17 protein-coding genes are annotated in these 18592 nt (G+C 63.8%); 3 read left to right on the forward strand and 14 right to left on the reverse strand.

The window, feature by feature from the left end:
- Positions 1–171: 171 nt before the first annotated feature.
- A complete protein-coding gene (locus tag ACTQZK_RS08495; protein ID WP_441899310.1) occupies positions 172–2775 on the reverse strand; it encodes an AfsR/SARP family transcriptional regulator in 2604 nt (867 codons plus the stop codon).
- A gap of 222 nt (positions 2776–2997) precedes the next feature.
- On the opposite strand from ACTQZK_RS08495, the gene ACTQZK_RS08500 reads away from it, so the two are divergent.
- Together ACTQZK_RS08500 and ACTQZK_RS08505 are read left to right on the forward strand one after the other, a co-directional pair.
- Positions 2998–3999 (forward strand): P1 family peptidase, encoded by a 1002-nt coding sequence (locus ACTQZK_RS08500; RefSeq protein ID WP_441899312.1) that lies wholly within the window; start codon positions 2998–3000, stop codon positions 3997–3999.
- 9 nt (positions 4000–4008) lie between these two features.
- Positions 4009–5262 (forward strand): chloride channel protein, encoded by a 1254-nt coding sequence (locus ACTQZK_RS08505; RefSeq protein ID WP_441899314.1) that lies wholly within the window; start codon positions 4009–4011, stop codon positions 5260–5262.
- A gap of 31 nt (positions 5263–5293) precedes the next feature.
- Here the strand turns inward: ACTQZK_RS08505 and ACTQZK_RS08510 are convergent, their stop codons facing one another.
- The 13 genes from ACTQZK_RS08510 to ACTQZK_RS08570 form a co-directional block, all read right to left on the reverse strand.
- Positions 5294–5602, reverse strand: coding sequence for an addiction module antidote protein (locus tag ACTQZK_RS08510; protein WP_114567590.1), 309 nt, complete (start codon positions 5600–5602; stop codon positions 5294–5296).
- On the reverse strand, positions 5586–5921 hold the full coding sequence (locus tag ACTQZK_RS08515; RefSeq protein WP_114567591.1) for a type II toxin-antitoxin system RelE/ParE family toxin: 336 nt from the start codon (positions 5919–5921) through the stop codon (positions 5586–5588). Before ACTQZK_RS08515 ends, ACTQZK_RS08510 begins: the two co-directional genes overlap by 17 nt.
- Before the next feature lie 301 nt (positions 5922–6222).
- Positions 6223–6660, reverse strand: a complete 438-nt coding sequence (gene rsfS / locus ACTQZK_RS08520; protein ID WP_225748918.1) for a ribosome silencing factor — start codon at positions 6658–6660, stop codon at positions 6223–6225.
- Complete coding sequence (yqeK, locus tag ACTQZK_RS08525) at positions 6657–7325, reverse strand: bis(5'-nucleosyl)-tetraphosphatase (symmetrical) YqeK (protein ID WP_441899317.1); 669 nt, start codon at positions 7323–7325, stop codon at positions 6657–6659. Before yqeK ends, rsfS begins: the two co-directional genes overlap by 4 nt.
- On the reverse strand, positions 7322–8017 hold the full coding sequence (gene nadD / locus ACTQZK_RS08530; protein WP_114567593.1) for a nicotinate-nucleotide adenylyltransferase: 696 nt from the start codon (positions 8015–8017) through the stop codon (positions 7322–7324). The genes yqeK and nadD overlap by 4 nt, the downstream gene beginning before the upstream one ends.
- The gene (locus tag ACTQZK_RS08535; protein ID WP_114567594.1) at positions 8018–9310 is read right to left on the reverse strand and encodes a glutamate-5-semialdehyde dehydrogenase; all 1293 of its coding nucleotides are present in this window, start codon (positions 9308–9310) and stop codon (positions 8018–8020) included.
- A 42-nt stretch (positions 9311–9352) separates the two neighbouring features.
- Positions 9353–10507: a glutamate 5-kinase gene (proB, locus tag ACTQZK_RS08540; protein WP_225748915.1), complete on the reverse strand. Its 1155-nt coding sequence runs from the start codon at positions 10505–10507 to the stop codon at positions 9353–9355.
- A complete protein-coding gene (obgE, locus tag ACTQZK_RS08545; protein WP_114567595.1) occupies positions 10507–11901 on the reverse strand; it encodes a GTPase ObgE in 1395 nt (464 codons plus the stop codon). The genes proB and obgE overlap by 1 nt, the downstream gene beginning before the upstream one ends.
- Before the next feature lie 154 nt (positions 11902–12055).
- Positions 12056–12307: a 50S ribosomal protein L27 gene (rpmA, locus tag ACTQZK_RS08550; protein ID WP_114567596.1), complete on the reverse strand. Its 252-nt coding sequence runs from the start codon at positions 12305–12307 to the stop codon at positions 12056–12058.
- A gap of 18 nt (positions 12308–12325) precedes the next feature.
- Positions 12326–12721, reverse strand: coding sequence for a 50S ribosomal protein L21 (gene rplU / locus ACTQZK_RS08555; protein ID WP_114567597.1), 396 nt, complete (start codon positions 12719–12721; stop codon positions 12326–12328).
- A gap of 268 nt (positions 12722–12989) precedes the next feature.
- Positions 12990–15617 carry a DNA polymerase I gene (gene polA, locus ACTQZK_RS08560; protein ID WP_441899322.1) on the reverse strand — a complete coding sequence of 876 codons (2628 nt, stop codon included), beginning with the start codon at positions 15615–15617 and terminating at the stop codon, positions 12990–12992.
- Between the two features lie 129 nt (positions 15618–15746).
- Positions 15747–16418: a winged helix family transcriptional regulator gene (locus ACTQZK_RS08565; RefSeq protein WP_114567599.1), complete on the reverse strand. Its 672-nt coding sequence runs from the start codon at positions 16416–16418 to the stop codon at positions 15747–15749.
- A 42-nt stretch (positions 16419–16460) separates the two neighbouring features.
- Positions 16461–17804 (reverse strand): glutamine synthetase family protein, encoded by a 1344-nt coding sequence (locus ACTQZK_RS08570; protein ID WP_418831416.1) that lies wholly within the window; start codon positions 17802–17804, stop codon positions 16461–16463.
- A gap of 232 nt (positions 17805–18036) precedes the next feature.
- Between ACTQZK_RS08570 and ACTQZK_RS08575 the strand changes: the two genes are divergently transcribed.
- On the forward strand, positions 18037–18525 hold the full coding sequence (locus ACTQZK_RS08575) for a universal stress protein (protein ID WP_114567601.1): 489 nt from the start codon (positions 18037–18039) through the stop codon (positions 18523–18525).
- The last annotated feature ends 67 nt before the right edge of the window (positions 18526–18592 follow it).

The following is an 18592-nucleotide window of genomic DNA, read 5'->3' on the forward strand; positions in this document are numbered from 1 at the left end:
GCCGGTCGCGCGGTCGAACGTTTGAATACAGCACGAACCACTCTAACATAACGAACCCGCCGCCATCGGCCGGTCAATAATCTCAACAGCATTTTCGCACCGCCGGCCCCGATGCGGGCGACAACGCGCGGGGCTGCGGAAACAGCGTTTTCCCCTGCGGTCGACGGCCGGTCATTCAAGCTCCTCTTCGCTCTCGATGATACTGCGGTACAGGCGCGTGGTCTCGATGGACGGATCGATGCCCAGTTCGTTCACCAAGTAGCGGCGGCATGCGAAGTACGTCTCGAGCGCCGCGCTGCGCTGCCCCGCCCCCAGCTGGGCCTCCATGAGCGCCACGTACGCATCCTCCCGCCCGCCGTCGCGCTGCAGCGCAGCCCGGGCGAACCACAGCCCCTCGCGCACTTCGCCCGCTCCCACCAGCCGCGTCGAAGCCGCCACCAAGGCGTCCACCAGCTTGTCGCGGCATTCGGCCCGCCTGCCCACAAGGGCGTCATTGTTATTCTCGCTGGGAAGGATGTCGTCTGAGAACCTGTCGTTCACCTGCGAAAACAAGTATGCCCACCCCCCGTATCCCGGCTGTTCGAACAACAGCTTGTTGCACACGTCGTCCAACTGAACAACGTCGCTGTCCAGCAGGTCGGCATCAAGGCGCAGTCCACGTTGCTGCCGAATCAGGTACGGACAGGTGCCGTCCGGCGTTTTGAGCGCACGCCGCAAAAGGCTCCAAACCCCGTAGAAATTCTTGCGCGCCGCTTCCAGCGGGCTTTCCGGCCACAGCAGCGAAACCAGTTTGTCGCGCGAGAATTCGCGCCCCCGGTTGAGCACGAGAAGAGCCAGCAACGTTTTGACCTTCTGCCTCCTGAACAGCGCATCGTCGACCCGCTTGCCCCCTATGCGCACGTCCAAGCCGCCGAACAGATTCACCGTGAGCCTCGGCGCCGCCCCGATGGCCGCAGACGGCGCGGGCATGCAAGACTGGCTGCTGAGCGCATCGGGATGGGTGGCCGAGAACACGAAGCGGCGCTCGGCGCGCTCTCGCTCGATGCGCTCATGATCCGCGCGCTGGGAGAACAGGGCCATCTCGACGCGGCGCACGGCCAAAGACGAGCGCGCGTCAAGGGAAGGCACCGACACCGCTCCGCTTTCGCATGCGCGCTCGAGCCCCGCGCCCGCCATTCCGTCGAAAAGCCGCAATGCGTCCTGCGCAAGCGTCGAAACGCGCGCTCGCACCACGACAGCCACCTGGTCGACCGGTTCCGAGGGCAAGGCCTCGGCCCGCGATCGCCCGGCGCGCGCTTCAAGTTCCGCGCAAGAGAGCACCCAAGCTGCAGCATAGGCCATCATGTGCCCGCGAACGCCGCCTTCGTACCAGGCCAACCACGCTTTCGCTCCTTCCGTGCACGACGTCTCAAGCGCGTCCTGCACGGCAGCTGCCGCCGCAAGAGACCGTCCGTCCGTATCCGGCAAAAACCCGTCATCCTCGCGCGCGGCTTCGGGAGCAAGGGCCAGCGACGAGGCCAGGCGAATAGCGCGGCGGCGCTCCCCTTCTTCGGCGCATCGGCCCAAGACGAGCGCCGCGGCGGCTCGCAATCCGACCGCGGCGGCAGAAGACCCGCTCACCCGTCGCGCAACGGCGCAGGCTGAGTCGCGATCCCCCAACAAGGCGCGCCGCGCGGCCTCCGCGGCGTCGAGGAAGCAGGCCAGACCGGCTTTCTCCCCGCCGAGCGAGCGGTACACGTCGCACGCGGGGACCAGGCAGGCCCCGTCGGAAAGCTCGCGGCCCCGGCTTGCCAACCATACCGCGCGCGCCTTGCGCGATGCCAGCAAGCGAGCCGCATCGCACGCACGCGCAAGCTGCTCGCGCTTCAGCAACGCGTCCGCAATGTGCGTCGCGAGCGCATCGGCGTCGGAAAACACCGACCTCTCCGCAAGGCCGGGCAATGTCGGCGAAAACGCCTCCGACAGCTCGTCCATCGAAAAAGAGGCGGCGTCGAAGCGTTCTTTCCTACAATCGATTCCCAGGTAAGGATACTGCTCCGACAAAATCGCAATCGAATCGTCCTCGCAGGAACCGAACGCCGCAAGGTCGGCAAGCGCGCCGTTTTGCAGGCACAGCATCGAAAACAAGGGGAGCATCAAATCGGCGGGAAGCTCCTCTTTCGCAACCGACGCGAGAAACGCTGCGCGATCGTCGGGCGTCCCCCACACAAGCGTCGCGATGCGACGAGCCGTCGGCATGAGGGCGGCGGGTTCGGCCTCGCGCTCGGCAGCCGTGCGCAAAGCATCAAGCTCGGCATCGGTCAACAGCAAGTCCGCGGCCCCCAGCTTGAGGCGGTCCCGCTGCCCATGGAAGGCATCGCGCATGGGCAGGCAGGTGACCAGAACCTCGCAGCCACGGTCGATCAGCGCGTCCACCTCACGAGACAGCAACTCGACGCGCTGGGGGTCCAGCGAGGGCACGTCCTCGACAACGGCCAAGAACGGAGCGCGGTCTTCCGAAGAAAGCGTCTTGGCAATGCGCCCGTCATCGAGATCGCGCAAAAAGCACGGGCTTTTCGCGTCGATCCAAAACACGTGCTCGAACCGGAAAACCGTTTCCGCGTACTCCAGCGCTACGAACGATTTGCCGAATCCCTCGGGCGCAACGATGAACCGGGGAACATGGCGCTCCCTCAGCAACTTCGCAATGAGGTCGGGGCGCCGGTAGTGGCGGGCCGAGACGAATCGCTGCGGACGACGTCCGCGACAAGCGGTCTTGGTCAGAAAATCTGGCATGCGAATCACTCCCATCGTAAGGGAGGGATGCAGCGGTTTGAAAGGGTTTCCACCGTATCACTGCGAAGAGGGCGCCGCAAGCCGACATAAGTTCGATCCCGGCATCTTTTCGCCGGCGAACCGAAGCCGGTGCGGCCCGGTTGCGCCCTTCGGCAGCGAAGGCTCCTTCAACGGTGTACAATGCGACTACTGCATGACCAGTCTCCTCAGGAAGGAACCGCTATGCTCCAGCCCGCTTCCCTTTCCGACCTGCCCGCGTTCTTGTGCGGCCACGCGCACGATGCCGCTGCGGCAACGGGCTGCACCGTGGTCATCGCGCCCGAAGGAGGCGTCTGCGGCGTCGATGTGCGCGGAGGCGGTCCTGCCACGCGCGAGACCGATCTGCTCAAGCCGGAGAACATGATCCAAGCCGTGCACGCCGTTGTCCTTTCGGGCGGCAGCGCTTTCGGCCTAGCCGCATCGACCGGCGTGATGGAGGAGCTGGCGGAACGCGGGATCGGCTTTCCCGTCGAAAGCGCGCGGGTGCCGATCGTATGCGGAGCATGCCTGTTCGACCTGCTCGTAGGCAAAAACGCGCATCCCGATGCGGCCATGGGCCGCGCCGCCGCCCGCGCAGCTTTCGAGCGTAAAGCAACCGAGCCGCTTGAAGAAGGAAACGTCGGCGCCGGATGCGGGGCCACGGTCGGGAAGCTCCTGGGCGGCGATCGGGCCATGAAGGCGGGGCTGGGCATCTGCGGGCTGCGCATGGGAGACGTGGTGGCGGTGGCCATCGTCGCCGTGAACGCGCTCGGCAACGTCTGCGAAAGCGACGGCACCTGGATCGCCGGATGCCGAGGAGCCAACGGCCTTGTCATGGAGCCGCTCGATGCACTGACCGAGCTTGCAAGCCGCGTCCAAGACGACGGAAGCCGCGCGGTCCCAAGCGAAGGGCCCTGCCCGAACACCACCATCGGACTGGTCCTCACGAACGCCCGCATAACCAAGGCGCAGGCCACCAAAGTATCATCCACCGTCCACGACGCGTACGCCCGGGCCATCAAGCCCGTCCACACGTCCGGCGACGGCGACACCGTGTTCACGTTCTCCTCGTGCGAAGCAGAGGCCGACTACGACCTGGTGGCCATGCTGGCCACCGAAGCCATGCAGGGCGCCATCGTGCGCGCCGTGCAAACGGCGCAAGGCGCGCACGGCCTGCCCTGCGCCCGAGACGTCGCCACGCGTTAGGAGTCCATCGTGAAGGCAGCGAAGTTCGCAAACCGTTTCCTGTTCGTCGCGTCGGTCATCGTGACCGGCGCCATAGCGGGAGCGTTCGTGTGGTTTCTCCTCTTCGTCATGAACCTGGGCATCTCTTTTATATGGGAGAAGATGCCCGCGCATTTCGGGCCGTACTTCCCCCTGGCGGCCTGCCTGGTGGGAGGATTGATCATCGGCCTGTTCGCCAAGCGCTTCGGCCCTTACCCGGAAGATCTCAACGAGGTCATGGCCAAAGTGAAGCAAGACGGTCGCTACGAATACGACAAGCTGGGAACCATGTCCATCGCGGCGCTTCTTCCGCTGTTCTTCGGCGGCTCCGTCGGCCCCGAAGCAGGCTTGACCGGGGCGATCGCCGGCATTTGCACCTGGGTAGGCGACCGCATGAAGCGCTTCGGATCTGACTTCAAACAGCTCACCTCGGTCGGCACCATGGCTGCGCTTTCCGCCATATTCACCGCACCCCTGTTCGGGTTCGCCGCACCGCTGTACGGCGGAGAGCCCGAAGGGTCCGAGCAGACCATCACCCTTCCGAAAACCTCGAAGCTGGTCGTGTACTTCTGCGCGATAGCGGGCGCGCTCGGCGCGCTTATGGGCTTGTCGTCGCTGTTCGGCGGGGGTATGTCGCTTCCGCATTACAGCGACATCCACGTCGGCGCAACCGAAGCGGTCTGGTTTCTGCCGCTTGCCTTGATCGGCGCGGCAGGCGGGTGGCTGTTCTGCGCGTTCGACGGCTGCTTCAAGCGGGCGTCGGACAAGATGGGAGATCGCCCGGTGCTGAAAGCGATCATCGCGGGGCTTGTCCTTGCAACCATGGGCATCGCGTTGCCGTTCACGATGTTCGCCGGCGAAGTGCAAACCGAGCAGCTTAACGAAGTTTGGATGAGCATGGGAGCGGTCACGCTGCTTGCGACGGGATTCGTGAAAGTGGCCGTCACGCCTCTGTGCATCCGCTTCGGCTGGCGCGGCGGACACTTCTTCCCCGTCATCTTCGCCGGCGTCTCCATCGGCTACGGCATGGCTACGCTCACGGGAGCCGACCCCGTGTTCTGCCTGTGCACCTGCACGGCAGCGCTCGTCGGCGGCGTCATGCGCCAACCGCTCATGACCGTGCTGCTGCTGTTCCTGTGCTTCCCGGTGAAAGGCGTCGTGGTGATGATCGCCGCAGCCGCATTAGGAGCAGCCCTTCCCCTTCCGAAGGCGCTGCGGACGACTACCGAAAAAAGCCATGCGTAAACCGCACCGCTTCCAATCGTTTCCGGCCGGCCTATGCGTCAGGAACAACCTCAAGCTTGAAGCCAAGAGCCGAAAGCACGTCGACAACGGTGCCGAACCGCGGGTTGCCCTCCGCCGATAACGACTTGTACAAGCTTTCGCGACCGACCCCTGCCTGCTGTGCTACCTGCGCCATTCCTCCGCGCGCCTTCGCCACGTCGCCGAGAGCCCTTTGGAAGAACTCGGGATCGCCCTCGGCCAGCGCGGCAGTGAGGTACGATGCGATCGCGTCCTCGGAGTCCAAATAGTCGGAAACGCAAAACTCCTTGACCTTTAGCGGCCGTCTAAACGGATTCTTCATCGAAAGCCCCTTCCTGCCGTATGCGCCGAGCAAGCCGCTTCGCTCGCGCGATATCGAAACGCTGAGACCCTTTGTCTCCGCCACACAAAAGCAGAACGACCTTGCACCCATGCCGCATGCCGTACAAACGATAGCCCGGCCCCTGCATGACGCGGAATTCGACCACCGCATCCCCGATCGAGCGGACATCGCCCCAAAGCCCGTCCTCCAGGCGAGCGATCCTCGCAAGAATGGCCACGCGAGCGCTTTCGTCCTTCAACCGCCTGAGCCACCGAGCGAACGTCGCCGTGCTGAAAACCTGAACAGAACCGTCTGCCATCTTTGCTCCTTTGTATCTTATAGGATACAACTTGCCGCGTCAAGCACCTTGGCAAAAGCATAGCGAGGCAATCTAGCGCGCAGATGGCGCATATCCGACAAGGATCCAACCCGACCTGCCGCGGATCCAGCAGCTTCCCAGCAATAATCCAGCGCGCTCCTGACGCGAATCCAGCGCGGACCGCGCGAAAATCCAACACGTTTCCCACGCGCATCCAGTGCGCATCGAAACAGCCTGGTCAACGAGAAACGGGGCCGAAGCCCCGTTTCTCGCTATAAGCCGTATGGCGTGTGGACGACCGCTAGTTGCGCCCGAGCATCTTCGCAATGCGATCGGAATACTCGATCTCGGTCAGGCCCGCTTCCTTCGCCAGATCCACCACGGGCGCGTCGTTCCAGAGCGCCTCCAGTCGGTAGTAGTCGCGCGTTTCGGGCTGGAACACGTGCACGACGAAGCTGCCGTAGTCGAGCAGCGACCAGGTGCCGTCCTGCGTTCCCTCGCGATGCAGGGGCTTCAGGTGGCCCTGCGTGCGAACAGCCTCCTCGATCTCGTCGATGATGGCCTCGACCTGGCGGTTGTTCGACGCGGTTGCAATCACGAAGTAATCGGTTACGCCGATAAGATCGCGCACCTCCTGCACCATGATGTCGGTAGCCTTCTTCTCATCGGCGGCGCGCGCAGCGATGAGCGCGCATTCGCGAGAGGTCACCTTGGGGGTCTCGTTCTTCGTTTCGGTCACGCTATTCCTTTCTTCGGTGTTTCGCCTGCGGCTTCTCGCGCGCGGACAAGGTAATGGTTCCATATTTCGAGCGTTCGCGGATACACCCGCTTACGCCGATCGATAAGGTTGAAAAGAACATGTTGAAAGGTTGCCAAGAACAGCTCTTCGAGCGAGACCTGGCCAACCAGCGCGCGCAGCTTTTCCAGCCCATCGTATTTTCTACCGGGCTCGACGGCATCGGCAACGTACACGACCATATCCAAATCGCTCATGCCGATAGCGCCCGTCGTATGCAGCTCGATGGCCCGCACGATATCGCACGGGATGCAAGGATACGCCCGCGAAAGCGCGAGCGCGGCCGTGGGACCGTGCAAAAGCGCCGGAAGGTCCCCGATCGCAGAGGAATCGACGTCGAGCCCCAGCTCTTCGGCCCGTCGAAGAATTCCCTCGTCATCGAAGCTCTTGTCCCAGTCGTGCAGCAGCCCCGCCAAGCGCGCCTTGCGCTCATCGACGCCGTACAAACGCGCAAGTCGCACGGCGGTGTCGGCCACCCCCAGCGTGTGCTCGTATCGAGAGCGCTTGAGCCTTGCCTTCAAATCCTGCCTACGCGCTTCGAAAAACGCGTCGGAAAGTGCGTCGTCCCCATAAGGAGCAGGCGCGCACGACGTATCCCGTTCGCTCATCGCAACGACCCTCCTTCCGTGCCGCCGCATGCGGCGCAGCCTTGCGCGCGGTACAGCGCATGCGCTTGAATATAGTCGAGAACGCCCTGCATGGTCAAATAGCGAATCGACCTTCCCGCCGCAACCCGGTCCCTCAGATCGCTCGAGGAGATGGCAAGCGCCGTGACTTCCAGATAGTCGACCGTGAAGCTCCCTCGCTCGGCGATGGCCGCACGATGCGATTCGGACAGCGCGTAGCCCGGCCTTGTAACCGCGATCAAACGAGCTAGATCGGCGATGGCCGCGCTTTCCCGCCATTGCAGGATGTGGTACACCGCATCGGCCCCGGTGATGAAGCACAGCTCCACGTTGGCGGGATAATGCGCGCGCATCTGGCGCAGCGTGTCCACCGTGTACGTGTCGCCGCCGCGGTCGATCTCGATCGAGCTCACATCGAACGCAGGATTGCTGTCCACGGCAACGCGGCACATCTCAAGACGGTGCGCGGCAGGAGTCACGTTCCTGTCCTTCTTGAACACCGGATTGCCTGCGGGAACGAACACCACGCCGTCCAGCCCGTAAGCCTCGCGCGCCTGCTCGGCGCACGCAAGGTGCCCGATATGGATGGGGTCGAACGTGCCCCCCATGATGCCCAGCCGAGCAGGACGCCCGTCCATGCCCAGCTGATCGAACCTATCGCAGATGACGGCCACTTACGCGCGCACCTGCCCCGTACCGCGCAGCACGTACTTGTACGACGTGAGGGCCGCAAGCGCAAACGGGCCGCGCGCATGAAGCTTCTGGGTGGAAATGCCGATCTCCGCGCCCAAGCCGAACTGCCCGCCGTCCGTGAACGCCGTCGAAGCGTTCGCGTACACGGCAGCCGCGTCAACGCGATTGAGAAACGCCTCCAGCGCCGCCGCGCCCTCTGCATCGGTGGGGTCGGCGACGATAGCCTCGGAGTGCCGCGTGCCGTACCGGTTCACGTGATCGATGGCCTCGTCGACGCCGCCAACGCATTTCACGGCCATCTCGGGCGCCAGGTATTCGGTAGCCCAATCCTGCTCGACGGCGGCTTCCGCCTTGATGCCATGAGCGCGCGCCACGCGAAGGGCGCATTCGTCAGCATGCAGCAGCACGCCCTTTGCCTGCAGGTCGGCAAGCAGTCGAGGCAGCATGACCTCCGCCGCAGCCTCATCGATCAGCAGCGTTTCGGCCGCGTTACACACGCCGTAGCGGCGACATTTCGCGTTGAGCACGATAGCGCGCGCCATCTCCAGGTCCGCGGTGGCGTGCACGTACACATGGCAGTTGCCCGTGCCCGTTTCGATGACGGGAACCTTGGAATGCTCGACGCAGTGGCGGATAAGCCCTGCCCCGCCGCGCGGAATGAGCACGTCGATCACCCCGTGAAGCTGCATGAGCTCGTCGGCCGCAGCGCGATCGGTCGAGGCGATCAGCCCGATGCAACCCTGCGGCATGCCGGCGCTCACCGCAGCATCGTGAAGCACGCGTGCGACGGCCTCGTTGGAAGCGGAGGCTAGGCTGCCGCCGCGCAGCACCGCGGCATTGCCCGACTTCAGGCAAATGCCGGCTGCATCGGCCGTAACGTTCGGACGAGCCTCGTACACCACGGCGACCACGCCCAAGGGCACGCTCACCCGGGTAAGCTCGATGCCGTTGTACAGCTGGCGCTCGTCCTGGACGCATCCGAGCGGATCGGGCAGGACGACCAAATCCTCAAGAGCGCAGGCCATAGCCTCGACGCGGCTTTCGTCAAGCATAAGGCGGTCGAGCAAGCTCTCCTTGGTGCCGGCCTCGCGCGCCGCGTCCATGTCGCGTCCGTTGGCAGCTATGATGTCCGCCGCATGCTCGCGCAGAGCCCGCGCCATTGCGATGAGCGCCCGATTGCGCTCCCCTGCAGTGGTCTGCCCCAGCGCCGAGCTTGCGGCCCGAGCAGACTCAGCAACGCGACGCACCTCGTCGCGCACGGTTTCGTCGATCATATCGTTGCCTCCTTGTCCCGCCTTGCCTATAGCCGAAGCGGCCTACTCGAACACCACAAGCTCGTCACGGTGAACAAGCGGGCGCTCCGCCAAGCTTGCCAGCAGGCGATTCGCCTGCAACTGCGAGCGCGTGCGCCCTATGGCAAGCGCGGTCTCGTCACTTGAAAACGCCGCTTTGCCCCGCGCGAACAGATGCCCTGCACCGTCTTTGATGTCGACGATGTCGCCCGGATCGAAACGACCTTCCACCGCGCGCACCCCCACCGACAAAAGCGAGCTGCCCTTGCATGTGAGCGCCGCCTTGGCGCCGTCGTCCACCACCAGCGATCCGCGTGCTGAATCCCCAAGCGCGATCCACAGCTTCTTCGGGGTGATCTCGTGCGGCTTCTCAGCCGCGACGAACCGCGTCCCCACGTCTTCGCCGGCAGCCACGTCGACGATGACGTTCTCGCGGCGGCCATGGCAGATGACCATGGGGATGCCCGCAACCATGAGCACGCGCGCCGCCTTGATCTTGGTGATCATGCCGCCCGACCCTACCGTGGTGCCCGCGCCGCCCGCCACGGCCATGACTTCCGGGCCGATGGCCTCGACGCACGAGATAAGGCGCGCGTCGGGATGATGGTGCGGGTTCGCGTCGTACAAGCCCTCGATATCGGACAAGATGATCATGAGGTCCGCATCGATGAGGCACGCCGTCAAAGCGGCGAGCGTGTCGTTGTCGCCGAAGCGAATCTGCTCGACCGAGATCGTGTCGTTCTCGTTCACAATGGGCACGACCCCCAGGTCGAGCAGGCGCAGCAACGTGTCGCGCGCATGCAGGTACGCGTTTCGATCCGCCGTGTCGCGACGCGTGAGCAGCACGGTCGACGTCGTGATGCCATGGGGCGCGAACGCTTCGGCGTAGGCCGTCGAAAGCGCGCTCTGCCCCACCGAAGCCGCAGCCTGCAAGCTGGGCATGTCCGAAGGTCGCTTGGCGATGCCGAGCGCTTCCAGACCGCACGCGATGGCGGCCGACGTCACGATGACGGGCTGCCAGCCGACGCTCTTCGCACGGGTTATCTGATCGGCCAGCTTCTGCAGGTACGCATAGTCGATCGAGCTTTCCGAGGTGGTGAGCGTCGACGACCCTATTTTGATAACCAGGCGCTTCCCTTGCATCGGATGCGCCGCATCGGCCACACGGTCTGCTTTCATTACAGATCAAGCTCCTTGTACAGGTCCTCCGCCGTGCGCGCCGATTCGAACTCGAAGGCGCGACCCACGATGCGGATCTCGTCGCCGTCCACAGCTCCTGCGCGCTCGAGTGCCTGCTCCACGCCAAGGCGCTTCAGGCGATGCTGCAGAAACAGAATGGCCTCTTCGTTTTCCCAGTCGGTCTGCACGACCATGCGCTCGACGCGCGGACCCTCCACGCGGAACACGCCGCCGCCCAGGGGAACCACTTTGAACCTTCTGTCGCGCGCTTCGCGCTTGAGCTCCCACACGTGCTCGTACTGCACGTCCTGCTCGGCATGGGCGCGCGCCGCTTCGCGCAGCTCGTGCACCTTCGTGGCGATGGCAGCCTTCAAGCCGTCAACGCCTTCGCCGGTCAACGCGCTGATGCAGTACAGCTTCGGATCGATGGAACTCTGTCCGAACTCGTCGCCGTCGGCCGCAGCAAGCGAGTCCTCGCGCACGCGCTGCGCCAGCAGCTCGCACGCCTCCTCCACGCCCGGCACGTCGATCTTGTTGGCCACGACGATGCGCGGGCGATTGGCCAGCTCGTCGGCGTACAGCGCAAGCTCGCGGTTGATGATCTCGTAATCCTCGAGAGGATCGCGGCCTTCCCAATCGCCCGTCAAGTCCACCACGTGCACGATGAGCGCCGTGCGCTCGATGTGGCGCAGGAACTCATGGCCGAGGCCCTTGCCCTCGTGAGCACCTTCGATCAGGCCGGGGATGTCGGCCACGACGAAGCTCAGGTCGCCCGAACGCGCCACGCCGAGGTTCGGAACCAGCGTGGTGAACGGGTAATCGGCAATCTTGGGGCGCGCGGCGCTCATCTTGGCGATGAGCGACGACTTGCCCGCCGACGGCATGCCCACCAGCGCAGCGTCGGCCATGAGCTTCATCTCGAGCTCGATCCAACCCTCCTGTGCGGGCTCGCCCAATTCGGCGAAGGCTGGAGCGCGCCTTCTGGACGTGACGAAGTGAATGTTGCCGCGCCCGCCCATGCCGCCTTCGGCCACGGTCACGCGCTCGCCGTCGTGGGTCAAGTCGGCGATGAGCTCGCCCGTTTCCTTTTCGTCTTCGAAATACTCGTGAACCACCGTGCCGACGGGCACCTTGAGAACCAGGTCTTCACCCGTAGCGCCGTGCATGCGGCTTCCCTTGCCGTGCGTGCCGCGCTCGGCCTTGAAATGATGCTTGAAGCGGTACTCGATAAGCGACGACAGACTTGCGTCGGCTTCGACCACCACGTTGCCGCCATGCCCGCCGTCGCCGCCGTCGGGCCCGCCCTTGGGTACATGGGCCTCTCGGCGAAACGACATGCAGCCGGCACCGCCGTTGCCGCCCCTTACATGAATGCGTACTTTATCGATAAACACGAAAGCGTTCCTTTGTATTCGTTTCGCATCTCGCGTTTTGGAGGTGCGACCTACCGGTATCCAACCCAAAGGATTGTATATGAAAAAGTGCCCCCTGACGAACAGGGGGCACCGCTCAACATAAGAATGTTATGCTGTCGTAGTCAGCAGACCCTTACGCCTCGGGGCGCACGTGGACCTTGCGCTTGACGCCGCGCGTGAACTCAAGCGTGCCGTCGCACAGGGCGAACAGGGTGTCGTCCTTGCCGCGGCCGACGTTCTCGCCCGGATGAAAATGCGTACCGCGCTGACGAACGATGATGTTGCCCGTCTTCACAGTCTGACCAGCGAACATCTTCACGCCCAGTCGCTGCGCGCGGGAGTCGCGGCCGTTACGGGTAGACCCGAGACCTTTCTTGTGAGCCATGGTGTTCCCTCCTTGCGCTTACTCGGCGTCGTCCGACGCAGGCTTTTCGGCGGCCTTCTTGGCAGCCGGCTTCTTCTCAGCGGTCTTCTTCTCGGCGGCCTTCTTGGCAGAACCCACCGACTCGATCTCGACGCGCGTCAGCTGCTGGCGATGGCCGCGCAGCTTCTTGTAGTTCTTGCGCTTCTTGAACTTGAAGACCAGCTGCTTCTCGCCCTTGAACTGCTCAAGAACGATAGCGGTGACCTTCGTGGCAGCTGCCTTCGCAGGATCAGCCTCCACCTTTTTGCCGTCAACGACGCAGATTGCCTCGAGTTCAACCTTTGCGCCGACCTCGGCGTCAAGCTTTTCGATGTTCAGCTTGTCGCCAGGGGCAACCTTGTACTGCTTGCCGCCCGTTTTTACGATTGCGTACATGAGTGTCTCCTTGATATAAATAAACGCAAGGCGATATCTTAACAGCGTGACCGTAGCAAGTCAATGTGATCTTATGCACAATCTCCGCGTATCATCGCACTCTTCCTACGCTGTGCCTCCACAGAGCACAACATTTATATGATAGCAGAACTTTCGTAGCTACGCACGGCGGCGTGGTGTGAATTTTTTGTTAGTTGCAGCAATGCAGCAACTCTCACGCAGGTCCAACAGAGCCAGCGAGGGCCGGCGGCTGGCAAGCCGCCAAAACCTAGTGCGACTCCGCCCAGCTGTCGCCGAAGGATACGTCGGCCACCAGCGGAACGCGCAGCTCGGCCACGCCTTCCATGACTTCCTTCACCATGGCCGACAGGCGCTCGATCTCATCTTGCGGCACGCTGAAGTCCAACTCGTCATGCACCTGCAAAAGCAGCTTCGCCCGGAAGCCCTCGTCCATCAACCGACGCTGGACTTCGGTCATTGCAAGCTTGATGATGTCGGCTGCGCTGCCCTGCATGGGATGGTTCATAGCCGTGCGCTCCCCGAAGCCGCGCTGGTTGGCATTGCCGGCCTTGAGCTCGGGGATATGACGCTTGCGCCCGAACATGGTTTCCGCGTATCCCTTTTCCTTGGCCACGGCGATCGTCTCGTCCAGGTACGTCCGCACTCCGGGGTACGCCTCGAAGTATCGCTCGATCATCTCCTTGGCTTCGCCGAAGGGGATGCCCAGGCTTTGGGACAGGCCGAACGCCTGCTGCCCGTACACGATGCCGAAGTTCACGGCCTTGGCGCGGCTACGCAGCTGAGGCGTGATCTCCTCGACCGGCAGACCGAACACGCGGCTGGCCGTAGCGGCATGGAAGTCCGCACCGGAGCAGAACGCCGCCACCAGATGCTCGTCGGCGGACAGGTGCGCCAGCAGACGCAGCTCGATCTGCGAATAGTCGGCCGAGAGGAACTTGCTCCCCTGCTCAAGGGGCATGAAGCACTCTCTGATCTTGCGGCCGAACTCGGTGCGAACCGGGATGTTCTGAAGGTTCGGGTCGGACGAGGACAAGCGCCCCGTGGTGGTGACCGTCTCGTTGAACGTAGTATGCACGCGACCGTCTTCGGCGCGCATGCGCGGCAGCGCATCGATGTAGGTGGACTTCACCTTGGAAAGCTCGCGGTAGCGCAGCACGAGCTCGGGCAGCTCGTGCTCCTTCGCCAGCTCCTTGAGCACTCCCGCATCGGTCGAGTAGCCGCGCTGGTTCTTCTTGAGCGGCTTGAGGCCCAGCACCTCGAACAGGATGTGCGAAAGCTGTTTGGGGGAATCGAGGTTGAACTCCTCCCCCGCCATCTCCACGATGCGGCCCCGCAGGTCGTCGAGCTCCACCTGCGTGCGCACGCCCAGTTCGAACAGGCGATCGTAATCGACCGCCGCGCCCGTGCGCTCCATGATGGCCAGAACCGCCACCAGCGGCAAATCGATGTCGAAGTACGCGCGCTGGCTGCCCTCGCGCTGCAAAGCCTCGGTAAGCGGCTCGACCAGCGCGCGCGCCGCAGCGGCCTGAGCGGCCGCCAAGGACGCTTCGTCCTTCGTATCGGGCAGCACGCCGCCGCAGTACGCGTCCAGCAAAGCGTCGTAGGAGTACTCCGCAACCGAGGAATTCAGCACGTAACCGGCAAGCCCCAGATCGAACGCGCGCATGCTCGAAAGATCGCCGTCGGAAACGAGCGCGCGCTTGGCCGTGTCCGGCGGGTACACCCGATGAACGTCCAGCTTGACGTCGAGCGAGGCGAACGCCCCTTCGCGCACGACCCGCGCGAATGCCTCCAGCCCGGCCTCGTCCTCGTACAGCGCGGTTCCCTCGCTCGTGTTGACCGCGCAATGCAGCCCCGCGCTGAACAGGGACGCCTGCTTGGGCTCGACGAACGACACGCCCAGGGTCTCGCCGCGCTCCAAGGCGGCGGTCACCAGCGCGTCAGCCTCGGCGGCGAAGAGCACCGGCTCGACCACGAGGGGCGCCGCCTTCTTTTCAAGCTCTTTGCCGACCAGCTTGAGCACGCGGTTCAGGTGCGCGTTGAACCGCACGCCCTCGAACGCCGCGGTCACGGTTTCCGGGTCGAAGTTCGGGAAGCTGCACGACTCCAGATCCAACGGGAAGTCGAGGTCACGCACGATGGTGGCCACCTCGCGACTGGCGAAAGCGGCGTCCTTGTTCTCGACGATGCGCTCCTTCTGCTTGCCCTTGAGCTCGTCGACATGCTCGTAGAGCCCTTCCAGGCTGCCGTACGCCTGCAAAAGCTTCGCGGCGGTCTTCTCGCCGATGCCGGGCACGCCGGGGATGTTGTCGGAAGAATCGCCCTTCAGGCCAAGGTAGTCGGGCACCTGCTCGGGACTGATGCCGTAGCGATCCAGCACTTCCGCCGGCCCGTATATGGCCACGTCGGTGATGCCCTTTTTCGTGGTGACGATGCGCGTCTTGTCGGTAGCCAGCTGATAGGCGTCCTTATCGCCGGTCACCAGCAGCGTTTCGTAGCCCAGCGCCTCGTCGCGCGCGGCGATGGTCCCCAGCACGTCGTCGCCTTCCCAGCCTTTGATGCGCACCACCGGCACGCCCATGGCCTCCAAAAGCTCCTCGATGATGGGAAACTGAACCTTCAGATCGTCGTCCATAGGAGGGCGCTGCGCCTTGTACTGCTCGAGGGCCTCCATGCGAAACGCCGGACGGCCCGCATCGAACGCGCAGATGAGAGCATCGGGAGCCGCGATGTCGATGAATTTCAGCAGCATGGACAGAAACCCGAAGACCGCGTTGGTGGGACGCCCGTCGGGGGCGTTCATGGTGGGGGGAACCGCATGGTACGCGCGATGCATGAGCGAGTTGCCGTCGATGACTGCTATCTTCTTCGACATGAATACCTCCGTCGGCGAGTGTTTTGAGGGCTTAGTATAGCGCAAGCGCTCGCGCCGCGCAGTCCACCGGGAAACGACCACGCGCCGCCTACAAGCCGAATCGCGCGGGATGCGCGCGAAGTCCGGCGATCACGCGCTCCAAAGATAGCCGACCCCGCGAACCGTCTCCAAATGCTGCGCGAGGTCGGGCCCCAATTTCGCGCGAACGCGGCGAACGTGAACGTCCACCGTACGGCTTCCCCCGTAGTAGTCGAAGCCCCACACGCGGCGCAGCAGGGCGTCGCGCGAATACGTGCGCCCGGGATGCGTAACCAGAAACGCAAGGAGCGCGTATTCCAGATACGTCAGATCAAGCGGGTCGCCGCCTATCGTCACCTGGTACGTGGCAAGGTTGATGGTCATGTTGTCAACCGCAAGAACATCGGAGGTGGTTCCTTCGTTTCCCGGCCACAACAGCTGCCGAATGCGCGCGGCGCACTCATCCGGCCCGGCGCCGTGCACCACGAAGTCGCTTTTCACCTGCACGGGAAGGCGGAAATCGGCCAACTGGTCCTCGTTGACGATGACCAGCAGCGAAGCCGTCCCCTCCTCCAGCATAAGCGACTCGACCTGGGACACGTTCGACAAAGAGCCGCTGCGAGCCTCGTAGATAACCAGGTCGCACGAAGCGTGCTGCGAGAGCAGCTTTTTGAACTGCACGGACGAACCGGCCACAACCGCCACGTCCAAGCTTGAAAGGACCTGTTGGAACTTGTGGGCGTTATCCAGGCTGTCGGCTATGAATATGACGGTCTTTCTCATAGGAAACCCCTCCGATTCCCCGCAGGCCGCACGGCGCCCATGCTACAGCACCGCCAGATACCGATCGCGCTCCCAAGGGGAAACATGGGCCAGGTAGTCGTTCCATTCGGCGCGCTTCGACGCCACCAGGTAGCCGTGAATGTGATCGCCGAGCGTCGCGCGCATAAGATCGGATGCGGCGAACAGCTCGATGGCCTCCCCCAAGCTTTCCGGAAGCGTCCGAACGCCGCGCTGCCGCAAGTCTTGGCGCGAGAGCGCAAGAAGGCCCTGGTCTTCGGCAGGATCGGGCAGTTCGAGCGCTTCCTCGATGCCCGCCAAGCCGGCGGCCAGCATGACCGCGAACGCCAAGTACGGGTTCGCGCCGGGATCGGGGCTGCGCAGCTCCAAGCGGCACGCCATCTCGCGATTCGGACGGTACCCCGGCACGCGGACCAGCGTCGAGCGATTCGCGCGCGCCCAGGAAAGGTAGATGGGAGCCTCCCCGCCCGCCACCAGGCGCTTGTAGGAATTCACATGCTGGTTGGTGACCGCGCAGAATTCGGGCGCGTACTTCAAGAGCCCGGCAAGGTAGTGCTTGGCAACCCTCGACAGCCCGTAGCCCTGCGGATCGGAGGGATCGAAAAACGCGTTGTTGCCGTCGAGGTCGAACAGGCTCTGATGCACGTGCATGCCGCTGCCCGGCTGGTCGGCCATGGGCTTGGGCATGAACGACGCGTACACGCCGTGCTTCATGGCGATCTCTTTGACGACCAGCTTGTAGGTCATGACGGCGTCGGCCATGGACAGGGCATCGGTGAAGCGCAGGTCGATCTCATGCTGGGACGGGCCGTTCTCGTGGTGCGAGTACTCCACGGGGATGCCCATCTTCTCAAGCGTGAGCACGGTGTCGCGGCGCAAATCGGACGCGTAGTCGAGGCTGGTCAGATCGAAGTAGCCTCCTCGATCGAGCACTTCGGTGCCTTCGGCGTCCTTGAAATAGTAGAACTCCAGCTCGGGTCCCACGTTGAACACGTACCCCATATCCTGGGCCTTCGCCACGGTGCGCGCAAGCACGTGACGAGGATCCCCCTCGAAAGGCGCGCCGTCGGGCGTGCGGATGTCGCAGAACATGCGCCCCACCGCATTGGCCTCGGGGCGCCAGGGAAGCACCTGGAACGTCGAGGCATCCGGATAAGCCAGCATGTCCGATTCCTGCGTGCGGCAGAAGCCCTCGATGCAGCTGCCGTCGAAGCCCATGCCGTCCGCGAACGCATCCTCCAGCTCGCTGGGAATGACAGCGAACGATTTCATGGTGCCCAAAACGTCGGTGAACCAGAACCGGACGAAGTGGACGTCGCGGCCCTTGATGGTCTTCAAGACGAAATCCTGCTGGGGGTTCGCGGTCATACGCACCTTCCTCGTTTGTGACTCGCCGCTGCAAGCGACGCTGCGTTTTTCGGTCGAGCTTTATTATACCGCCGCTTGTTGCAAACGCGTTACGGGCTGCACCCGGGCGCGAATCGCCGCACGCCGGCATACCAGATAACGAATCGAGGGCACGTTGTTCGCGCCACGCGAAACGTACGGCGCCCATGGTACACTCAAGCCATCGGACAAGCCACCAACCAGGAGGTGCCGCATGAAATTCACCAACATCCTCGTGCCGTTCGACACGTCGGAGCATGCCCTGCGCGCGCTCGAAATCGCAAAGGGCCTTGCCGAGGAAGATCCCGCCATCAAGTTGCACGTTATCGACGTCATGTACGTATCCGAGTTCCCGCCCGCCATGGGCCTTGACGCGAACCCGTACGAAAGCCTTCCCGAGCCCATCATCGATCCCAACACGTACGACAAGCTGGTCGAAAACGCTTGCGCACGCGAGAAGGCCAACATGGACAAGGCCATCGGCTCTATGCTTGACGGCCTGCCCAACGACGTGACCGTTGCCGCCGTGAACGAACCGTCCGTGGTCGACGGCATCAATCGCTACGCGCGCGAGCACGGCTGCGACCTTATCGTGATGGGATCGCGCGGCCTTGGCGTGCTGCGCGGCATGCTGGGCAGCGTGAGCTACGGCGTGCTGCGCTCGGCCGAAGTGCCCGTGCTGGTGGCGAAAGACGCCGAATAGCTGAGTAGATTGCACGGACGAGCGGGCCGCTTTCGCATGCGCTATACTCTTCTGCGTCGAAAGGAGG

This window comes from Paraeggerthella sp. LCP19S3_G8 (assembly GCF_052119225.1).
Taxonomy (GTDB): Bacteria; Actinomycetota; Coriobacteriia; order Coriobacteriales; family Eggerthellaceae; genus Paraeggerthella; species Paraeggerthella hominis.

Bases quoted from the DNA above. Each gene is read 5' to 3' on its own strand.
- polA (WP_441899322.1), bottom strand. From the start codon at position 15,617: ATGTCGAAGAAGATAGCAGTCATCGACGGCAACTCGCTCATGCATCGC.
- ACTQZK_RS08510 (WP_114567590.1), bottom strand. From the start codon at position 5,602: ATGAAGAATCCGTTTAGACGGCCGCTAAAGGTCAAGGAGTTTTGCGTT.
- ACTQZK_RS08495 (WP_441899310.1), bottom strand. From the start codon at position 2,775: ATGCCAGATTTTCTGACCAAGACCGCTTGTCGCGGACGTCGTCCGCAG.
- proB (WP_225748915.1), bottom strand. From the start codon at position 10,507: ATGAAAGCAGACCGTGTGGCCGATGCGGCGCATCCGATGCAAGGGAAG.
- ACTQZK_RS08515 (WP_114567591.1), bottom strand. From the start codon at position 5,921: ATGGCAGACGGTTCTGTTCAGGTTTTCAGCACGGCGACGTTCGCTCGG.
- rplU (WP_114567597.1), bottom strand. From the start codon at position 12,721: ATGTACGCAATCGTAAAAACGGGCGGCAAGCAGTACAAGGTTGCCCCT.
- ACTQZK_RS08575 (WP_114567601.1), top strand. From the start codon at position 18,037: ATGAAATTCACCAACATCCTCGTGCCGTTCGACACGTCGGAGCATGCC.
- ACTQZK_RS08570 (WP_418831416.1), bottom strand. From the start codon at position 17,804: ATGACCGCGAACCCCCAGCAGGATTTCGTCTTGAAGACCATCAAGGGC.
- ACTQZK_RS08565 (WP_114567599.1), bottom strand. From the start codon at position 16,418: ATGAGAAAGACCGTCATATTCATAGCCGACAGCCTGGATAACGCCCAC.
- ACTQZK_RS08535 (WP_114567594.1), bottom strand. From the start codon at position 9,310: ATGATCGACGAAACCGTGCGCGACGAGGTGCGTCGCGTTGCTGAGTCT.
- rpmA (WP_114567596.1), bottom strand. From the start codon at position 12,307: ATGGCTCACAAGAAAGGTCTCGGGTCTACCCGTAACGGCCGCGACTCC.
- yqeK (WP_441899317.1), bottom strand. From the start codon at position 7,325: ATGAGCGAACGGGATACGTCGTGCGCGCCTGCTCCTTATGGGGACGAC.
- ACTQZK_RS08500 (WP_441899312.1), top strand. From the start codon at position 2,998: ATGCTCCAGCCCGCTTCCCTTTCCGACCTGCCCGCGTTCTTGTGCGGC.